This is a genomic window from Paenibacillus solisilvae (genome assembly GCF_042656405.1).
Taxonomy (GTDB): domain Bacteria; phylum Bacillota; class Bacilli; order Paenibacillales; family Paenibacillaceae; genus Paenibacillus_Z; species Paenibacillus_Z solisilvae.
Genome location: NZ_JBHSOW010000080.1, coordinates 252,574 through 270,055, shown reverse-complemented (window position 1 = coordinate 270,055; position 17,482 = coordinate 252,574). Strand labels below are relative to the sequence as shown.

Below are 17,482 nucleotides of genomic sequence, written 5' to 3'. Positions count from 1 at the left end.
GGCCGATAAGAGCGAAGCAGCGCTCTTATCGGCCTATTTATATAGGAGGAGCCTTTGCAACAAATTCCCTAAGTATGGTATAGTTTCCGTGATAGCGATAGCAAGGGAGTTAGGGCCATATGTTCGAACGGCTGTTGCCGCACATGCGCGTCAATACCATTTACAATATTGATTTGCACACCCTGAAACAGCAGGGTGTAAGAGGAATCATTACCGATCTGGACAATACACTCGTCGGTGCAAGAGAAGCGCTTGCCACACCTGAGCTGGTCAAGTGGCTTGATGATGTGCGTGATCTCGGCTTTAAAGTTGTCATTGTTTCGAATAATAACCAGACCCGGGTGTCTAAGTTTGCGGAGCCGCTTAATATCCCGTTCGTTCATGCTGCGCGTAAGCCGGCTAACAGGGCCTTCCACAAAGCGCTTGGGCTGCTTAATTTGCCTGCGGAGCAAACGGCCGTTATCGGCGACCAGATGATGACTGACGTACTTGGCGGCCGGCGAATGGGGCTCTTCACGATCCTCGTAAGTCCAATTGCGCCTAGCGATGAAGGCGTTATGACTCGGTTTAATCGAATGATTGAGAGAGTCGCCCTGTCTCGTCTGCGCAAAAAAGGGCTATGGCCTGAGGAGGAGCACAAGAAGTGATGAACAAGCAATTAGAACAAGATGCATGCGCGGGATGCGGCGTGAAGCTGCAAACGGAATCGGCTGATAGACCGGGATTTATTCCGGAATCAGCTTTGGAGCGGGATCCTGTCATCTGCCAGCGCTGCTTCCGAATTAAGAATTACAATGAAGCGGCTTCTGTCGCGATTGATCAAGATGATTTTCTCAAGCTGCTCGGCGGTATTGCCGCTACGAACAGTCTTGTTGTCCATATCGTTGACTTATTCGATTTTGAAGGCAGTTTGATCTCGGGACTGCAGCGGTTTGTCGGCAATAATCCGGTTCTGCTAGTCGTGAACAAAATCGATTTGCTGCCCAAGGGTATTAATCAGAACCGGCTGCTCAATTGGGTGCAAAAACAAACGAAAGCCCAAGGGCTTCGTACCGTGGATATCGTGCTCTGCAGCGCGAAACGGAACATAGGCTTCGAGCGCGTTATTGACGCGATCAGCGAGCATCGGGGCAATCGTGATGTCTATGTGGTCGGGGCGACGAACGTTGGTAAATCAACGCTTATCAATCGATTGATTCGTGACTACAGCGACTTGGACCGTGAGCTGACGACTTCCCGTTACCCGGGAACAACACTTGATGCCATTCATATTCCGCTTGATGACGGCAATGAAATTATCGATACTCCCGGTATTGTGTACCGCCACCGGATGACGGAAATTGTTCCGCGGGGCGTGCTTCAGTCGCTGCTGCCGGATAAACCGATCAAGCAGCTGGTGTATCAGCTCAACGATCAGCAGACGCTTTTCATTGGAGCGCTTGCGCGCTTTGACTTTTTAGAAGGTGAAAGGCAGTCCTTCTCTCTCTATATGTCTAATGGACTGGGCGTCCACCGGACAAAGCTTGAACGAGCTGACGAGCTGTTCGCCGAGCATAAGGGAGTTATGCTAGCTCCTCCGACGAAGGAGCAGCTGGAGGAGATGCCGCCGTGGACACGTCACCGTTTAACGGTTAAACGCGGTTCGGATACGGATATCTTCATTTCAGGACTGGGCTGGATTCACGTAAATGGCGGGTTAGGCGCCTTGGTTGATGTTTATGTGCCAAAAGGCATCCGGGTCCTGTTAAGGGATGCGCTTATTTAAACGAAGAGCAGCCGCTGCTTGTAGCAGCGGCAGCTTTTTCTCTTTAGGAGAGTGAACGGACAGTGGGGACGAAGGAACAGCAGAGTATCTCTAATTATCAATCAGCAGGCCATATAGTTGACAGTCACACCGTGCTTTACAGTGTAATCGGTGATCCCGTCCGCCATTCCAAGTCGCCGGTCATGATGAACCGTGCTTTCCGGGAACGGGGAATTAACGGAGTCTACACAGCATTTCATGTACAGCCGGACAAGCTAGGTGACTTTGTGGCCGGCGTGCGCGCAATGGGCATCCGCGGAGTTAATGTGACGATTCCGCATAAGCTGGATATTATGCCGCTGCTGGATGAGATCGATGAAAGTGCGAAGGCAATCGGCGCAGTGAATACGATTGTCAACAATGAAGGCCATTTAATCGGCTACAATACCGATGGAATCGGCTATGTGAGATCGCTAAAGGAAGAAGCGGCCCCGAATCTGGCAGGGTCAAACGTGCTGATCGTTGGTGCCGGCGGTGCAACGCGCGGCATATTGTATGCGCTGGCACGCGAAGGCGTTGCCCGCGTAACCATCTCTAACCGGACGGCCCAGCGCGCGCAGGAGCTTGCGGAGGATTTTCGCCCCTATATAACTGCTATTGCTGCTATTGGCAATGAGGGTTTGCAGGCAGCATGCGCAGAAGCTGATATCGTCATTAATACGACCTCGCTCGGGATGTATCCAAAAGTCGATGAAACGCCGCTGGATGCATCTTGGCTCAAGCCGGGAACGATTGCGAGCGACCTGATCTATAATCCGATGACGACCCGTTTTTTGGAAGAGGCCAAGCACAGAGGCTGCTTAATCCACGGGGGTCTGGGCATGTTTATCTATCAAGGGGCTTATGCCTTTGAATATTGGACAGGAACTGAGGCGCCTGTGGAAGCGATGCGCGAGGCTGTGTTGGATGCGCTTGGCTATGGACGATAATTGACCAAACGAAAGAAGGAAATTAGAACATGCTGACAGGTAAACAAAAGAGACATTTGCGCGCGCTTGCGCATCATTTGAACCCGATCTTCCAAGTAGGCAAAGGCGGAACCAACGATAATCTGGTTAAGCATATTGTGGAAGCCATCGAGGTTCGTGAATTAATTAAAGTATCGGTGCTTAACAATTGCCTGGATGATCCGAAGGAAGTCGGAGCGTGGGTAGCTGAGGAATCCGGTTCCGAGCTGGTCCAAGTAATCGGCAAAACCATCGTGCTCTATAAGGAATCCAAAGACCACAAAACAATCGAGCTGCCTAGAGCGTAATAATATACTGTAGTGGGCGATGAAATTATTAAACAGTTGAGAGCAGATCAGGAGTGGATGAAGGTGATTAAAGTTGGTTTCATGGGCGGGACATTTGACCCGATACATTACGGACATTTACTTGCCGCTGAGACGGCGCGTGAAGCATGCGGTCTAGATGAGGTATGGTTTATCCCTTCCTTCCGCCCCCCGCTCAAGGAGAATGAACCAGGCGCAGACGGGTCGCAGCGCCTTGAAATGGTTTATCGCGCTATCGATTTCCAGCCGCATTTTCGTGCGATGGATGTGGAGCTTGAGCGCGGCGGCACAAGCTTCTCAATCGATTCGATCAAATCGCTGCAGGCCTTGTATCCGGACCGCGAGTTCAGTATTATTATTGGTTCCGATCGCGTGAATGATTTACCCAAATGGCATCTGATCGAGGAGCTGGCAGGGCTTGTCCGCTTTATCGGCGTTGAGCGTCCAGATGAACCGATTGACTTGTCGCTGCTTCCAGCCTTCATCCGCGACCGCATTGATCTCATCAAGATGCCGCTGATCGAAATCTCATCCACTGAGATCCGCCGCCGTGTAAGAACAGGGCAGTCGATTCGTTTCTTAGTACCGGAGAAGGTCTATTCTTTTATAAAAAGGAATCAACTCTATGAATCGTGATGCGATGATTGAAGCAGTCCGCTCCGAAATGCCTGAGCGCAGATGGAACCATACGCTTGGTGTTATGGAGACATCGATTATTCTTGCCGAGCGATTTGGCGCAGACCCGGTGAAGGCAGAGCAAGCAGCTATTCTGCATGATGTAGCCAAGTATTGGCAGACCTCGCGAATGGAATCCATTATTCGTCAAGAGGGGCTGCCTGCGGATTTGCTTGAGTTCGATAAGGAGCTTTGGCATGCGCCGGTTGGCGCTTTCGTAGCAGAGCAGCTGTTCAAAGTAACAGACCTCGATGTATTGGACGCCATCCGTTATCATACTTCGGGCCGTGAAGGCATGACTTTGATGGACAAAATCGTCTGTCTCGCTGACTATATGGAGCCCGGCCGTGATTTTCCAGCGGTGCATAAAATTCGGGAAATAGCCCAGCATAGTTTGGAGAAAGCATTAGTCGCCGGCTTTGACTCTACGATTTCTTACCTGCTCCAGCAGGGTAAACGGATTTATCCGTTAACCGTAGCGGCGCGAAATGATTTACTTTTATTTATACGGGAGGCTGAGCAATGACAGTAAACGCAGAACAGTTAATGCGTACAGTGGTTAACGCAGCAGATGACAAGAAAGCGCATGACATTATCGCATTAAACTTAACAGGTATTTCGCTGGTTGCGGATTACTTTGTTATTTGTCATGGTAATTCCGATACACAAGTGCAGGCTATTACGACGGAAATTCGTAAGCAGGCTGAATCCAAAGGGGTACGGGTACGGGGCATTGAAGGTATGGATTCCGGAAGATGGGTGCTCGTTGATATCGGTGATGTCATCGTCCATGTGTTTCACCGCGAAGAACGCGAATATTACAACATTGAACGTCTTTGGTCCGACGCTAAGGTTGTGGAATTCGCATGACTTTGATTCCGGGTACGATTCAAAAGCTAAAGCTGGCACGTGAAGTGTCGCCTTATGGTTATTTTTTGACGGACGGCGAATCGGAAGTACTCATGCATTATACGGAAATCGTCGGTCATCGCCCGAAGGTGGGCGAGGAGTACGATGTTTTCATTTTCTTCGATTCAGAAGATCGGATTGCTGCAACAATGAAAACTCCGCTTATTATGCTTGGGGAGGTTGCCCGTCTTGCCGTAGCCGATATTCATCCGCGTATCGGCGCTTTTCTTGAAATGGGACTCGGCCGTCAGCTGCTGCTGCCATTATCTGAGCAGCCTGAGCTGAAGGAATTGAGACCGAAGCGCGGCGACGAAGTACATGTTATTTTGGCTCAGGATAAAATCGGCCGTCTGGTGGCAAAGGTAGCTTTTGAGGAAGAGCTGGCTGAGGTTGCTTTCCGTGTTCCGGAATCCTGGCATAATACGTGGGTTGAAGGCTGGGTAACAAAGACGCTGAAGATCGGCTCCTTCGTCATGATCGATGGCGGAGTGCTTGGCTTTGGCGCATACGGCTTCATTCCTGCGGATGAGCGCACTAGACTGCTGCGTTTAGGCGAGCGGGTTCGAGCCCGTGTTACCTTCGTCCGTGAGGATGGCCGTGCAAATCTGTCTATGAACCATCTTAAACAAGTCGGCCGTCTGGAGGATTCCGACCGGATTCTGGAATACTTGCGCGAGCGTCCAGGCGGAGCAATGCCTTATTCGGATGAAACACAGGCAGATATTATCAAGCAAAAGTTCGGTATCAGTAAAGGCGCCTTCAAGCGCGCTGTAGGTAAATTGATGCGCGAAGGTCTAGTCATGCAAGAGGGAAGCTGGACCAAGCTGAGGCCTGAAGCTCAGCCAGGTGCTGAAGCTGCCGATGCGGGAATTGAAGCAGCTGATGGACAAGCAGGTTTGAAAGAATAGATGTGCTATACGGTTCAAAGCATCTTCGGATGCTTAAGAAGTCTTTTTGATTAGCTAAAACTCTGAAATGAGGGGAAGAGATGCGTGCTTACCGGCAGTTTGCCTCTGTCTATGACCGCCTTATGGAAGATATGCCATACCCGGATTGGCTGCGGTTTGCGCGGGAGAGCTGGGAACGTTACGGGATTCCAAAGACGGTCGTTGATCTCGGCTGCGGTACAGGGAGTCTGGCGATTCCGTTAGCCCGTTCCGGATTCGATGTATTCGCGATCGATTTGTCCGCAGATATGCTGACTATCGGCCGCAATAAATGGGAGGAGTCGCCTCAGCAGGCGATCCGTTCAAATGCCGGGTCCATTCGCTGGCTGCAGCAGGACATGTGCTCATGGGAGCTGCCAGAGCTGGTGGATACGGTCATTTCCTTTTGCGATTGCGTGAATTATTTGACGGAGGAAGCCGATGTTGAGGCTGCTTTTCGAGCAACCTATAACGGATTAAAGCCTGGGGGCGTCTTTCTGTTTGATGTTCACCCACCGCGGACGCTTGAACGTTATGCAAAAGAACAGCCTTTCGTGCTCGATGAACGGGATGTTGCTTACATCTGGACTTGTGAGCTAGATAAAGAGCGGGTTGAGATTGAACACCGGCTGACGATTTTCTCCAAAGAAAGTGATCGTAAGGAGGAGCGGTTCGCCCGAATTGAGGAAGTGCATGTTCAGCGTGCATACGATGCTTCTTGGATAAGGAGAGCGCTCAGCAGAGCCGGCTTCAGCCGGATTGATTCCTTTGCCGATTTCAAGCTGGAATTGCCGGATTCACAATCAGACAGGCTCTTCTTTGCAGCTGTGAAATAAGTTTGTTAGCGGTATAGGCATGTTAACCGCTTGACATGTGGCAGGCGGCTTCATTATAATCGAACTAATTATTTCATTTTTTTGGCGTTGAAGAGGAGCATTAATTTCGAAAATGCTTGATCAGAGAGCCGGCGATGTGGTGCAAGCCGGTCAAGCATCGAAGTGAACTCGCCTTGGAGCCGTACGTGAACCTAACGGAAAGTGTCTGGAAATTCGTAGGATAAGCGTGCCGTCTCGCCCGCGTTAAGGGTTTCGAGTGAGCAGCGGCAAAGTATGCCGTCTGTTAACTAGGGTGGTACCACGGGAGAATAATCCTCTCGTCCCTAGCGTTTACGCTGGGGGCGGGAGTTTTTTTATGCGCGCGGAAGCGGACTCGCTTGAAGCTCGACCAGGAAGTAACTTCGTCAGCTTCAGAGAAAATGTATCGCAAAAACATGGCCGATGCTTCCGAAGTGAGTTTTTACTCGCAGTGAAGTATCTTGGTAAGTATCGTAAAAACTTAGGCCTATGCTTCCGAAGCGAGTTTTTACTCGCAGTGAAGTATCTTAGTAAGTATCGTAAAAACTTAGGCCTATGCTTCCGAAGCGAGTTTTTACTCGCAGTGAAGTATCTTAGTAAGTATCGTAAAAACTTTTAGGAGGACCAAAAATGTCAGTAGAAAAAGAACAGCAGGGTTATAATCCGTTAATCATTGAACCCAAATGGCAGGGCTATTGGGATGAGAATAAAACGTTCCAAACAACGGAAGATCCGGGCAAGCCGAAGTTTTACGCGCTTGATATGTTTCCCTATCCCTCAGGAGCGGGACTTCATGTCGGTCATCCTGAAGGCTACACGGCAACGGATATCGTATCCCGTTACAAGAGAATGCGCGGATACAATGTGCTTCACCCCATGGGCTGGGATGCCTTCGGACTTCCAGCGGAGCAGCATGCGCTGAATACGGGAGAGCACCCGCGGGAAATCACATTTACGAATATCGACAACTTCCGCCGTCAAATTAAATCACTTGGATTCTCCTACGACTGGGACCGGGAGTTTAGCACGACTGATCCGGATTATTATAAATGGACGCAGTGGATTTTCATCCAACTGTATAATAAAGGGCTTGCATACGTAGCTGAAGTACCGGTGAACTGGTGTCCGGCGCTTGGAACGGTTCTTGCTAATGAAGAGGTCATTAACGGTCTGAGCGAGCGAGGCAATCACCCTGTCGTCCGTAAACCGATGCGTCAGTGGGTTCTTCGGATTACGGAGTACGCGGAGCGCTTGCTTGAGGATCTTGAAGAGCTGGATTGGACCGAAAGCATCAAAGATATGCAGCGCAACTGGATTGGCAAATCAAAGGGTGCGGAAGTGACTTTCGCTATCGATGGTCATGACGATGCTCTTGTCGTATTTACGACAAGACCGGATACATTGTTCGGAGCTTCCTACTGTGTATTGGCGCCTGAGCATGAGCTTGTTGCACGCATTACAACTGCGGAACAACAAGCTGCTGTTGAAGCTTATCAAGAAACGGCAGCACGCAAGAGCGACTTGGAGCGTACGGATCTTGCCAAAGATAAAAGCGGCGTGTTCACCGGAGCATATGCTGTAAATCCGGTAAGCGGGGCATTGGTGCCGATTTGGATTGCCGATTATGTTCTTGCCGGATACGGCACCGGCGCGATTATGGCCGTCCCGGGCCATGACCAACGTGACTGGGAGTTTGCCAAGCAGTTTGATCTTCCGATCGTTGCGGTCGTTCAAGGCGGAGATGTAGCTGTGGAAGCCTATGCCGGAGACGGCCCGCATGTGAATTCGGAGTTCCTTGACGGACTAAGCAATGAATCTGCGATTGCCCGTATGATTGAATGGCTCGAAGAAAGCGGTAAAGGACAAGGAAAGATCACCTACCGTCTGCGTGACTGGTTATTTAGCCGTCAACGTTATTGGGGAGAGCCGATTCCGATTCTGCACCTCGAAGACGGCACCATGAAGCCTGTTCCTTTCGAGCAGCTGCCTTTGTTACTGCCTGATGTAGAAGAGATTACCCCGTCTGGAACGGGTGAATCACCGCTTGCGAACGTCACGGAATGGGTGGAGACTACCGATCCGGAAACGGGCATGAAGGCTCGCCGCGAGACCAATACGATGCCGCAATGGGCAGGCAGCTGCTGGTATTACCTGCGGTTCATCGATCCGCATAATGATCAGGAGATTTGTTCCAAAGAGAAGCAGGAGCAATGGCTGCCGGTCGATCTTTATATTGGAGGAGCTGAGCATGCGGTACTGCATTTGCTGTACGCGCGTTTCTGGCATAAAGTCCTGTACGACCTTGGAGTGGTGGCGACGAAAGAGCCGTTCCACAAGCTCGTCAATCAAGGGATGATCCTCGGTACGAATAATGAGAAAATGAGTAAATCTCGCGGAAATGTTATTAATCCGGATGATATTGTCAGTGTGTACGGTGCGGATACTTTACGTATGTATGAAATGTTCATGGGGCCGCTTGAAGCGACTAAGCCTTGGAACACCAATGGCGTTGAGGGAATGTACCGGTTCCTAAGCCGTGTATGGCGTCTTTTTATTAACGAGAATGGGCAGCTGAACGAGAAAATCGGAGACGGTGATGCGTCCGATGCTTTCAAACGGACATGGCACCGCACAATGAAAAAAATTACGGATGACTATGAGAACCTGCGCTTCAATACGGCGATCAGTCAGCTGATGATCTTCGTGAACGATGCGTATAAAGCAGATTCATTGCCGCTGCAAGCGATGGCAGATTTCGTGCAGATGCTCTCGCCGCTTGCGCCTCATATCGCTGAGGAGCTGTGGTCGAAGCTGGGACATTCAGATTCAGTCACCTATGCTGCATGGCCAACATTCGAAGAAGCTTGGACAATCGACCAAGAGGTTGAAATCGTAGTTCAAGTGAATGGCAAAATCGTTGATCGTATTTCCATTGCAGCTGATACAGATGAAGCTCAAATGGAAAGCATCGCCAAAGAGTCCGCCAAAACTTCGGAAGCCATTGCAGGAAAAACGATCCGTAAAGTGATTGTCGTCAAAGGCAAGCTTGTCAATATCGTCGTCGGTTAATCGTTAGATTACGATTAAGAGCTGTTTTAGTAATAGATGAAGCATGCCAAATGAAGAGGTGATTGGCTTATTAACGCAAAGCATGCGTTAAGGGCCATTCACCTCTTTGCCGTATAAAGATTCGGTTACGCGCTCCAAATCCTCTCGATATTTGGCATGCGTTGCCCGAATGACGGAATTAAATACACCATCAAGCTCCAGGCTCAAGAGAGCGAGTGCTTTTGCCGTGATACCGCCAGGGACTGCTACCCGTGTTTGCAGTTCTTCCGGAGTCATCCCGCCTTTTGCGAGCAGCTGTCCGGTTCCATAGAACATTTCACTGGCAACGAGGAGCGCTTCCTCGCGCGGTATGCCGGTTTCCTCAACTGCAGCATCAATAAAGCATTGTAACATGTAAGCCATAAAAGCAGGGCCGCAGCTGGATAAATCGGAGACGACTCTAGTGTGCTGTTCACTGATTGTAAGGGGAGCGCTGATGTAGGAAAGCAGGTCATTGAGCCGGGTTTTATCCTCATCTTTTATCCGGCTGCCGTACATGCAGAGCGTCGCTCCGCTAAACATCAAGTTGGTAATGCTCGGAATGACCTTCGCGACCTTGCAGGGCAAACATTCTTCAAGCTGATGCAGCATAACCGGGCTTGTAATAGAAACGATGATCTGATCAGGCTCAATAACGGGCTTCAGCTCATCGATGACGGATTTGTATTCATGCGGTTTTACGCAGAGGAAGACAATGTCTTGGCTGAGAGCGGCCTCTCGGTTCGATCGGACAGCTTGCAAGCCGGGATGCCGCAACGCAAGATTCTCCGCTTTTGCAAAGGTGCGGTTGCTGGCTTTAATTTGATACGGATCGAGTGCTCCCGAGCGAACGAAAGCATCAATCAGTAAACTGCCCATGCTTCCAATCCCGATAAACCCGACATTCATCGCAATCCCTCCTAAGCGCTGTTCATAAGTCAAGCGCAGCCTTTAAAATCTGATTCTTATCAGCGTGAGATTTCTTCTTGAGCAGCAGGGTAACCTACCGTACAGCTTCCAACCCGGGGCTGAAGGAAATGCTGCTCTTACTACCCTATGCACAGCGGCACGGCCATAATGACCGGAATTTGCAGAAAGTGCAGGCCGCAGATTGGATGCTGCAGCTATCAGATTTGAATTTGCATGCAGCTACTCTTTTTAGAAAGAAGGCAATCCATGTACAAAACAAGTAGAAAAGCGGCCAGCCGTCAACAGCTGTTAGTTCTTGGCGTGCTTGTTATTGGTGTAATCTTATTGGTTTCAGCACTTTTGCAGCCTGCATCAAGTGAACCTCCCGGGTGGGTGGCAGTGAACGGTCAAGTGGAACAACTATTAAAGGAACATCAATCATTTGATGCAGCAGGAGAGAAAGGGGCCGTCAAAGCCCAAGAAACACAAACGACAGAAGGAACAGATCAACCCGGAGGGAAACTCTCGGATGCGGGAAATGTCCAGACAGGCGGTAAGAAACCTGAAGATGAAACTTCTGCTGCCGGCAAACAAGTCACTGAAGCAGTCGGTAAGCTGGACATTAACCAAGCGACGGCTGAGCAGCTGGATGCACTCCCGGGGATTGGGGCGGTAAAGGCGCAAACCATCGTGTCTGACCGGGAGAAAAGCGGGCAGTTCGGCTCTGTGAATGATCTGCTCCGAGTGAAGGGAATCGGCCCCAAACTGCTGGAGAAAATAAAGGACTCCATTGTCGCCCAGCCCTGATTATGAGACAATATATGGGATCGTCAGAAGAGATGGCAAACATCATTCTCGTAAGTTTATGCATTTGAAGCCGTTTTGCTCACAGGGTATCTATGATGAAGGATCATTGAGCCAAGCCCGTGCTCCCTATGTTAGCTTTTAGCTTGTGATGCAAGAAACTTAAGAGGTTTCACTAAAACTTGTAGGAGGAATTATCTATGACCGATCAACGAAAGCTTTCTATTGAAACGCTGTCAGTCCATGCCGGACAAGAACTGGATCCCGCGACACTATCCCGTGCTGTTCCTATTTATCAAACGACCTCATACGGATTCCGTGATACCGATCATGCCGCCAATCTGTTTGCGTTGAAAGAATTCGGCAACATCTACACCCGTATTATGAACCCGACAAGCGATGTGTTCGAGAGGCGGATCGCCGCACTTGAAGGTGCGCCGGCAGCGCTGGCTGTTGCTTCTGGACAAGCAGCTATTACCTATTCGATATTAAACATAGCGGGTGCGGGTGATGAGATCGTCTCGGCAACCAGTCTATACGGCGGCACGTACAACTTATTTGCGAATACCCTTCCCAAGCTTGGTGTTACGGTGAAATTCGTTGATCCTTCGAACCCGCTTCATTTTGAAGCGGCCATCAATGAGAATACGAAAGCGCTCTATGCGGAGACGATCGGAAACCCCAAGGGGGATGTCATCGATATCGAAGCGATTGCTTCGATTGCGCATAAACATGGCATTCCGCTTATCATTGATAATACGTTTCCGAGTCCTTATTTGTGCCGCCCAATTGAGCATGGAGCCGATATTGTCGTTCACTCGGCAACCAAGTTCATTGGGGGCCACGGCACATCCATTGGCGGTGTGGTCATTGACGGAGGTAAATTCGACTGGAAAGCAAGCGGGAAATTCCCGGGCTTAACGAATCCGGACTCAAGCTATCATGGGGTCGTATATACGGATGCGGTCGGCCCTGTTGCGTATATTATAAAAATGCGTGTTCAGCTTCTGCGTGATATGGGCGCCGCAATCGCACCGTTTAACAGCTTTCTGCTGCTGCAAGGCTTGGAAACTCTCCATCTGAGGATGGAGCGCCACAGCTCAAATGCGCTTGCAGCCGCTCAGTTCTTAGAAGGGCATGAGGCTGTAGAGTGGGTCAATTATCCAGGTCTGCCAAGTCACCCATCCTATGATTTAGCACAGAAGTATCTGCCGAAGGGACAAGGGGCGATTTTGACTTTTGGTATCAAGGGCGGTATTGAAGCAGGCAAAAAAGTCATCAATGCTGTTCAGTTATTCTCACATCTGGCGAATGTCGGCGATTCGAAGTCGCTCATTATCCATCCCGCCAGCACGACGCATCAGCAGCTTGACGAGGCAGGGCAAGAGTCGGCCGGCGTAGCACCGGGAATGATTCGATTATCCGTCGGGACAGAAGGCATTGACGATATCATTTATGATTTGAACCAGGCGCTGGCTGTCAGCCAGCAGTAAGCAATAGTATGGAAATATGAAAGGAAGAAGCGTAACGATGGTAACGAAATTACATGACAGCTCGCGTAAAGATTGGGATACTTACTTCATGGACATCGCATATATGGTCTCGACGCGATCTCGCTGCCCCCGCAGACATGTAGGCGCACTGCTTGTGCAGGGGAAAAAGCTGCTGGGCACTGCCTATAACGGCGCGCCTATGGGGGTCTTGGACTGCTCGGAAGCGGGATGTATGATTGTCGAGGAGCTGGAGGTTAAGCTGCTTGACGGGCAGGAGCAGATGGTTAAGAAGCAGCGCTGCATCCGAACGATTCATGCGGAGCAAAATCTGCTTTTGTTCACAGACCGGATCGACCGGGAAGGCTCGACTGTTTATGTGACCGACCAGCCCTGCTGGACATGCGCAAATATGCTTGCAAACAGCGGAGTCAAGGAAATCGTCTATCATCGGGGTTACCCGAAGGACAGTGACAAGGTTAATGAGCTCATGCATCAGAAGGGGATCATATTCCGTAATCTTCCGGCCTATGAGCCGCCGTCTCAAGCCGGAATGAATGTGATTTCATAAGGCTAGGGGCCGGGATTGAAGAACCTTTGATAAGAGGGAGTCACTGACCTGGAAATGGTCAGTATCATACTTAAAAGTGGTCCGTGAGGAAGAACCTCCGGCTGCGCTTGCTGGAAGAAAATCCGTTTGTCCGCCTTAATCAGGCGGAAGCAGGATGTATTCTTCAGAGAGCGCAAGCCGGAGGTTTTTTGTTGTGCAGAGGGCATCCCGGTTTGAACCTTAACAATGCTTCTATTGCTGTGATAGGAAACTTGCAGCGGATCAGGACCGGATAGAACGATGCAGCGAGGAAAGAAAGGAGGCTGAAGAAAAAGATGATAAGGCGACCGCTCGTTGTATTCGCGATTTGCTGGGTGCTTGGCAGCAGCGCTGCGGCCGGGCTTGACGGCCGCGGTGTTGTTCTTGCAGGCGGCGCGCTCGCTGCCGCCTTGATGGCTTTGCTGCTGCACCGGCGAGCCAGCTGGCTGCTCGCCGCAGCATGCTTAGCCGCGTTCGGCGGCGCTGCGGGGGAGCGCATGTGGGTGGATGCCCACAATGCAACTGCAGTCCCCGCATTGTTTGCCGCCGCAGGGGCGGCTGTCCCTGGAACTTCCGCGGAGACGCTTGAAGCGGAAGTGACAGGGACGATTATTTCCGCGGTCGAGATCGACGGCGACCGCGTGCAGTTCCGCGTGAGCGCGGAATCCGTCCGCGTCTCAAGCGAGAAAGCGCCGCAGGAGCTCGGCGAGCGGCTGCTCGTACAAGTGCGGCTGGCCGAGCAGCCGGAACTTGCAATCGCGGCCCAATGGCAGCGCGGCGACCGCGTCCGTCTGGCCGGCGAATTCGCACAGCCAGCCGAGGCAACCAACTTCGGCGGCTTCGATTACCGCCGCTACCTGAAGAGCCAGCGCATTCACTGGCTCTTCAAAGCGAGCGGGGCTGCCTCCGTGCACATTAGCGCAGGCCAGCGCTTCAGCATGGCGTCACTGCTCAGCCGCATCGACGCGATGCGCGCGGCGCTGGGCAGCCGCATGGACGCACTGTACCCGGGTGAACAATCCGGGTACATGAAAGGGCTTGTCCTCGGTATAAGCGAGGACCTTGACCCCGAGCGGTTCCGCCAGTTCTCCCAGCTGGGGCTGACGCATATCCTGGCGATCTCCGGATTGCACGTAGCGGTATTCCTCTACGTGCTTGGAGGGCTGCTGCGCCTGCTGCGCATGACGCGCGAGCGTATGCTGCTGCTCATGATCGCCGCAGTGCCGTTTTATGTGCTGCTCGCAGGAGGCTCTCCGTCGGTCGTTCGCGCCGGAATCATGGCTATGCTTGGCCTCGCGGCTGCCCGCATGCACAAACTGAAGGACGGCCTGCATTTATTGGCCGCCGCTGCCTTATTGATGCTCGCATGGGATCCCTACATGCTGAGCGATGTCGGATTCCAGCTTTCATTTCTTGTTACCGCCGGTCTCATTCTAGGCGTTCCGCCTGTACGTGTGTGGCTGCCAAGCGGCACCCGCACCAAAGCATGGTTTGATCTTATTGCGGTTACAGTTGTCGCGCAGGCGATTTCCTTTCCGCTCACAGTCTATTATTTCAATCAATTTCATCTGCTTTCGCTAATGGCGAACCTCGTGCTTGTACCGTTCATCAGCTTCATCGTGATGCCGCTTGGCGGGGCATCGTTAATTCTCGATGCTTTTTGGCATCCGGCAGGTAAGCTGCTGGCATTGGCCGCAGGGATATCCAACACGGTGACGTTCGGCTTTGTACTGAAGTTAAGCCGGTTGCACAGCTTCCGCATGATCTGGGCTACCCCGCCCATCCAATGGGTGATCTGCATGTATGCAGCCATGGCATTAAGTTTAAGTATGCTTAAACGGGCAAGGGCTAGAAGAGAGGGTGTTTCCGAGTCTGGCGCATCACCTCTAGGTGAGCAGCCGGAATGTCTTCCTTCTGATCTGGAATTTCACGCCCAACATGCTAAGCCCGCTCGCCCAAGATTACCGGTGTTAACGGATGAGGATGCAGTTACACAGCCGCTTGACACCTATTGGAATCAACCCTTGCATCCAGCCTATACAGCCGGGGCAGCATCCCGCTGGGCTGCGCTCTTCCTTAGAGCAGGACAATTTCTATCCATCCTTGCACTGCTTCTGCCGCTAATTTGGGCGTACTACCCGGATTGGGACGATCGCGACGCCTATGTTAGTTTCATTGATGTTGGGCAAGGGGATTCAATTCTGGTCCGGACATCCGGCGGCAAGCATATTTTGATAGACGGCGGAGGGATGGTTATGTTCCGCAAGCCGGGCGATGAATGGAGAGAGAGAAGAGATCCTTTCGAAATCGGGAAGAAGGTGGTTGTGCCGCTGCTGCAGCAAAGAGGTGTCCATGCTATTGACCTGCTTGTCCTCTCGCATTTGGACAGCGATCATATCAAAGGGCTGAAAGCTGTGATGGAACAAATTCCGGTCAAGCGGATATTGTGGAACGGCACCTTCAAGCCATCTGAGGATGCCATTTCGGTCCTCCAGGCCGGCATCGCTCAGGACATTCCATTGTATGCCGCCGCCGCAGGATTAAACTGGAAAATGGATGCGCATACTTCCATTGAGCTGATCGGGAGCGCTCCGGGCAGTTCATCTGCGAATGCGGCTATTCCAACCGTCAAGGAACAGAACGGGCAAAGCGTCGCCCTGCTGATTCATCTCTATGAACGATCCTTTCTGCTGACAGGAGACGCGGATGAAGTCGAAGAGCAAGCGCTGCTGGCACAGTACCGCTCCCATCATCCGTCCGCTCCAGCAGAGCAATCCATTGATGTTCTTAAAGTTTCGCATCACGGGAGCAAAACTTCATCGTCGGCGGAATGGCTTAGCTACTGGCATCCGAATGTTGCGGTTATTTCGGTCGGACGAAACAATTTGTACGGTCATCCGAACCGTAATGTCCTGCAGCGGTTTGAGGAAATAGGCGCCTGGGTAAAACGAACGGATTTAAACGGAGAAGTTCAATTCCGTATAACCGGGAAAAATCAGCTGAAAATCAGACAAAAGCTCCCAAATTAGTTTGACACCTCTTTGCTTAAATGATAGGATTCAATTATTTTTTACAAAGGTGGGGAACGATGATGAGAAAAATGATTGCAGTACATTCACTTGAGCGCCAGCATATGTTGAAACTCCAGGAAGCAGCTCCGGAATGGACCATTATTAATTCGAATGATCCGCAGGTTCAGAAGGAACATCTTGCAGATGCCGAGATCATAATTGGCTGGAACAAAGGAGTGAAGGAGCTGGTCTTATCTAATTCTTGTTCTTCATTGAAGTGGATTCAGAATATGGGAGCGGGTGTCGACCATGTCCCTCTTGCTCATATCCAATCGCAAGGTATTCTATTAACGAATGCGTCAGGCGTTCATCCTAATCCGATTTCAGAAACCATATTTGCGATGCTGCTTTCTTTTACCCGTCATCTTCATCTATCGGTAAGAAATCAGCTGGCTCGTAATTGGATACATAATGATCGTATGGGCGAGGCCCATAACCGTACAATCGGAATATTGGGTGTCGGAGCGATTGGATTGGAAACGGCGAAGGTGGCGAAAGCGTTCAATATGACCGTGCTTGGCATTAGGCGATCAGGAACGCCCGCAGAGTGGATTGATGAGATGTATACGATGGATGGGCTCCAAGAGGTTCTTAAGAGAAGTGATTACATCGTAAACTGCCTTCCCTATACTGCAGAAACGAAACATGTACTTGGAAAGGAACAGTTTGCTGTTATGAAGCCGACTGCTTTCTACATTAACATTGGCCGCGGCAAAACGACAGAAACCGGCGCCTTAGTGGAGGCGCTGCAGCAGGGGATTATCGCTGGAGCAGGGCTGGATGTGTTCGAGCAGGAACCTCTGCCGGCAGAGCATCCGCTGTGGGGTATGGACAATGTGATTATGACTTCTCATACCGCGGGGAGCACAACCGAGTACGATAATCGTGCGGTTGATATCTTTGTAGAGAATTTGAAGGCTTACTTGCAGGATGGAAAACCGAGTGTCAACATCGTTAGTTTGGAGAACCAATATTAAGGAATAGACCGTATTATCAAAATGATGCAGTGCTTTGCCTGCTAACTGGGACTTTAGCCCAGCTTACCAGACAAGGGCTGCATTATTTTTTTGCGGAAAGAATGCTGCCGTCGG

At 50.9% G+C, this 17,482-nt stretch carries 16 protein-coding genes and 1 other annotated feature; of the genes, 15 read left to right on the top strand and 1 reads right to left on the bottom strand.

Features of this window, described 5'->3' with window-relative positions; translation table 11 throughout:
• Positions 1-119 precede the first annotated feature (119 nt).
• The 10 genes from ACFPYJ_RS22315 (at position 120) to leuS (ending at position 9,510) form a co-directional block, all read left to right on the top strand.
• Positions 120-647, top strand: a complete 528-nt coding sequence (locus ACFPYJ_RS22315) for a YqeG family HAD IIIA-type phosphatase (protein WP_379190426.1) — start codon at positions 120-122, stop codon at positions 645-647.
• Positions 647-1,765, top strand: a complete 1,119-nt coding sequence (yqeH, locus tag ACFPYJ_RS22310; RefSeq protein ID WP_379190425.1) for a ribosome biogenesis GTPase YqeH — start codon at positions 647-649, stop codon at positions 1,763-1,765. The genes ACFPYJ_RS22315 and yqeH overlap by 1 nt, the downstream gene beginning before the upstream one ends.
• Before the next feature lie 62 nt (positions 1,766-1,827).
• Entirely contained in the window at positions 1,828-2,733 is a 906-nt protein-coding gene (gene aroE / locus ACFPYJ_RS22305; RefSeq protein ID WP_379190424.1) for a shikimate dehydrogenase, read from the top strand.
• Positions 2,734-2,762: 29 nt separating this feature from the next.
• Positions 2,763-3,059 carry a ribosome assembly RNA-binding protein YhbY gene (gene yhbY, locus ACFPYJ_RS22300; RefSeq protein ID WP_379190423.1) on the top strand — a complete coding sequence of 99 codons (297 nt, stop codon included), beginning with the start codon at positions 2,763-2,765 and terminating at the stop codon, positions 3,057-3,059.
• Between the two features lie 63 nt (positions 3,060-3,122).
• Entirely contained in the window at positions 3,123-3,713 is a 591-nt protein-coding gene (nadD, locus tag ACFPYJ_RS22295; protein WP_379190422.1) for a nicotinate-nucleotide adenylyltransferase, read from the top strand.
• Positions 3,703-4,278: a bis(5'-nucleosyl)-tetraphosphatase (symmetrical) YqeK gene (gene yqeK, locus ACFPYJ_RS22290; RefSeq protein ID WP_379190421.1), complete on the top strand. Its 576-nt coding sequence runs from the start codon at positions 3,703-3,705 to the stop codon at positions 4,276-4,278. The genes nadD and yqeK overlap by 11 nt, the downstream gene beginning before the upstream one ends.
• The gene (gene rsfS / locus ACFPYJ_RS22285; protein ID WP_379190420.1) at positions 4,275-4,622 is read left to right on the top strand and encodes a ribosome silencing factor; all 348 of its coding nucleotides are present in this window, start codon (positions 4,275-4,277) and stop codon (positions 4,620-4,622) included. The genes yqeK and rsfS overlap by 4 nt, the downstream gene beginning before the upstream one ends.
• A complete protein-coding gene (locus ACFPYJ_RS22280) occupies positions 4,619-5,569 on the top strand; it encodes a CvfB family protein (RefSeq protein ID WP_379190419.1) in 951 nt (316 codons plus the stop codon). The genes rsfS and ACFPYJ_RS22280 overlap by 4 nt, the downstream gene beginning before the upstream one ends.
• Before the next feature lie 80 nt (positions 5,570-5,649).
• On the top strand, positions 5,650-6,423 hold the full coding sequence (locus ACFPYJ_RS22275; RefSeq protein WP_379190418.1) for a class I SAM-dependent DNA methyltransferase: 774 nt from the start codon (positions 5,650-5,652) through the stop codon (positions 6,421-6,423).
• 78 nt (positions 6,424-6,501) lie between these two features.
• Positions 6,502-6,751, top strand: a binding site (T-box leader).
• A gap of 320 nt (positions 6,752-7,071) precedes the next feature.
• Positions 7,072-9,510, top strand: coding sequence for a leucine--tRNA ligase (gene leuS / locus ACFPYJ_RS22270; protein ID WP_379190417.1), 2,439 nt, complete (start codon positions 7,072-7,074; stop codon positions 9,508-9,510).
• 87 nt (positions 9,511-9,597) lie between these two features.
• Here the strand turns inward: leuS and comER are convergent, their stop codons facing one another.
• Entirely contained in the window at positions 9,598-10,437 is an 840-nt protein-coding gene (gene comER / locus ACFPYJ_RS22265; protein WP_379190416.1) for a late competence protein ComER, read from the bottom strand.
• A gap of 267 nt (positions 10,438-10,704) precedes the next feature.
• On the opposite strand from comER, the gene ACFPYJ_RS22260 reads away from it, so the two are divergent.
• The 5 genes from ACFPYJ_RS22260 to ACFPYJ_RS22240 all read left to right on the top strand — a co-directional run bounded on the left by ACFPYJ_RS22260 (position 10,705) and on the right by ACFPYJ_RS22240 (position 17,368).
• Positions 10,705-11,244, top strand: coding sequence for a ComEA family DNA-binding protein (locus tag ACFPYJ_RS22260; RefSeq protein WP_379190415.1), 540 nt, complete (start codon positions 10,705-10,707; stop codon positions 11,242-11,244).
• Between the two features lie 197 nt (positions 11,245-11,441).
• Positions 11,442-12,734, top strand: coding sequence for a homocysteine synthase (locus ACFPYJ_RS22255; RefSeq protein ID WP_379190414.1), 1,293 nt, complete (start codon positions 11,442-11,444; stop codon positions 12,732-12,734).
• Positions 12,735-12,771: 37 nt separating this feature from the next.
• Positions 12,772-13,302, top strand: coding sequence for a deoxycytidylate deaminase (locus tag ACFPYJ_RS22250; protein WP_379190413.1), 531 nt, complete (start codon positions 12,772-12,774; stop codon positions 13,300-13,302).
• A gap of 314 nt (positions 13,303-13,616) precedes the next feature.
• The gene (locus ACFPYJ_RS22245) at positions 13,617-16,349 is read left to right on the top strand and encodes a ComEC/Rec2 family competence protein (protein WP_379190412.1); all 2,733 of its coding nucleotides are present in this window, start codon (positions 13,617-13,619) and stop codon (positions 16,347-16,349) included.
• A gap of 59 nt (positions 16,350-16,408) precedes the next feature.
• Positions 16,409-17,368 carry a D-2-hydroxyacid dehydrogenase gene (locus ACFPYJ_RS22240; RefSeq protein ID WP_379190411.1) on the top strand — a complete coding sequence of 320 codons (960 nt, stop codon included), beginning with the start codon at positions 16,409-16,411 and terminating at the stop codon, positions 17,366-17,368.
• Positions 17,369-17,482: the final 114 nt, after the last annotated feature.

Excerpts from the sequence above, each read along its gene's own strand:
- ACFPYJ_RS22315 (WP_379190426.1), top strand. The coding sequence starts at position 120 with ATGTTCGAACGGCTGTTGCCGCACATGCGCGTCAATACCATTTACAAT.
- yqeH (WP_379190425.1), top strand. The coding sequence starts at position 647 with ATGAACAAGCAATTAGAACAAGATGCATGCGCGGGATGCGGCGTGAAG.
- yhbY (WP_379190423.1), top strand. The coding sequence starts at position 2,763 with ATGCTGACAGGTAAACAAAAGAGACATTTGCGCGCGCTTGCGCATCAT.
- yqeK (WP_379190421.1), top strand. The coding sequence starts at position 3,703 with ATGAATCGTGATGCGATGATTGAAGCAGTCCGCTCCGAAATGCCTGAG.
- rsfS (WP_379190420.1), top strand. The coding sequence starts at position 4,275 with ATGACAGTAAACGCAGAACAGTTAATGCGTACAGTGGTTAACGCAGCA.
- ACFPYJ_RS22280 (WP_379190419.1), top strand. The coding sequence starts at position 4,619 with ATGACTTTGATTCCGGGTACGATTCAAAAGCTAAAGCTGGCACGTGAA.
- ACFPYJ_RS22275 (WP_379190418.1), top strand. The coding sequence starts at position 5,650 with ATGCGTGCTTACCGGCAGTTTGCCTCTGTCTATGACCGCCTTATGGAA.
- leuS (WP_379190417.1), top strand. The coding sequence starts at position 7,072 with ATGTCAGTAGAAAAAGAACAGCAGGGTTATAATCCGTTAATCATTGAA.
- comER (WP_379190416.1), bottom strand. The coding sequence starts at position 10,437 with ATGAATGTCGGGTTTATCGGGATTGGAAGCATGGGCAGTTTACTGATT.
- ACFPYJ_RS22260 (WP_379190415.1), top strand. The coding sequence starts at position 10,705 with ATGTACAAAACAAGTAGAAAAGCGGCCAGCCGTCAACAGCTGTTAGTT.
- ACFPYJ_RS22255 (WP_379190414.1), top strand. The coding sequence starts at position 11,442 with ATGACCGATCAACGAAAGCTTTCTATTGAAACGCTGTCAGTCCATGCC.
- ACFPYJ_RS22250 (WP_379190413.1), top strand. The coding sequence starts at position 12,772 with ATGGTAACGAAATTACATGACAGCTCGCGTAAAGATTGGGATACTTAC.
- ACFPYJ_RS22245 (WP_379190412.1), top strand. The coding sequence starts at position 13,617 with ATGATAAGGCGACCGCTCGTTGTATTCGCGATTTGCTGGGTGCTTGGC.
- ACFPYJ_RS22240 (WP_379190411.1), top strand. The coding sequence starts at position 16,409 with ATGATGAGAAAAATGATTGCAGTACATTCACTTGAGCGCCAGCATATG.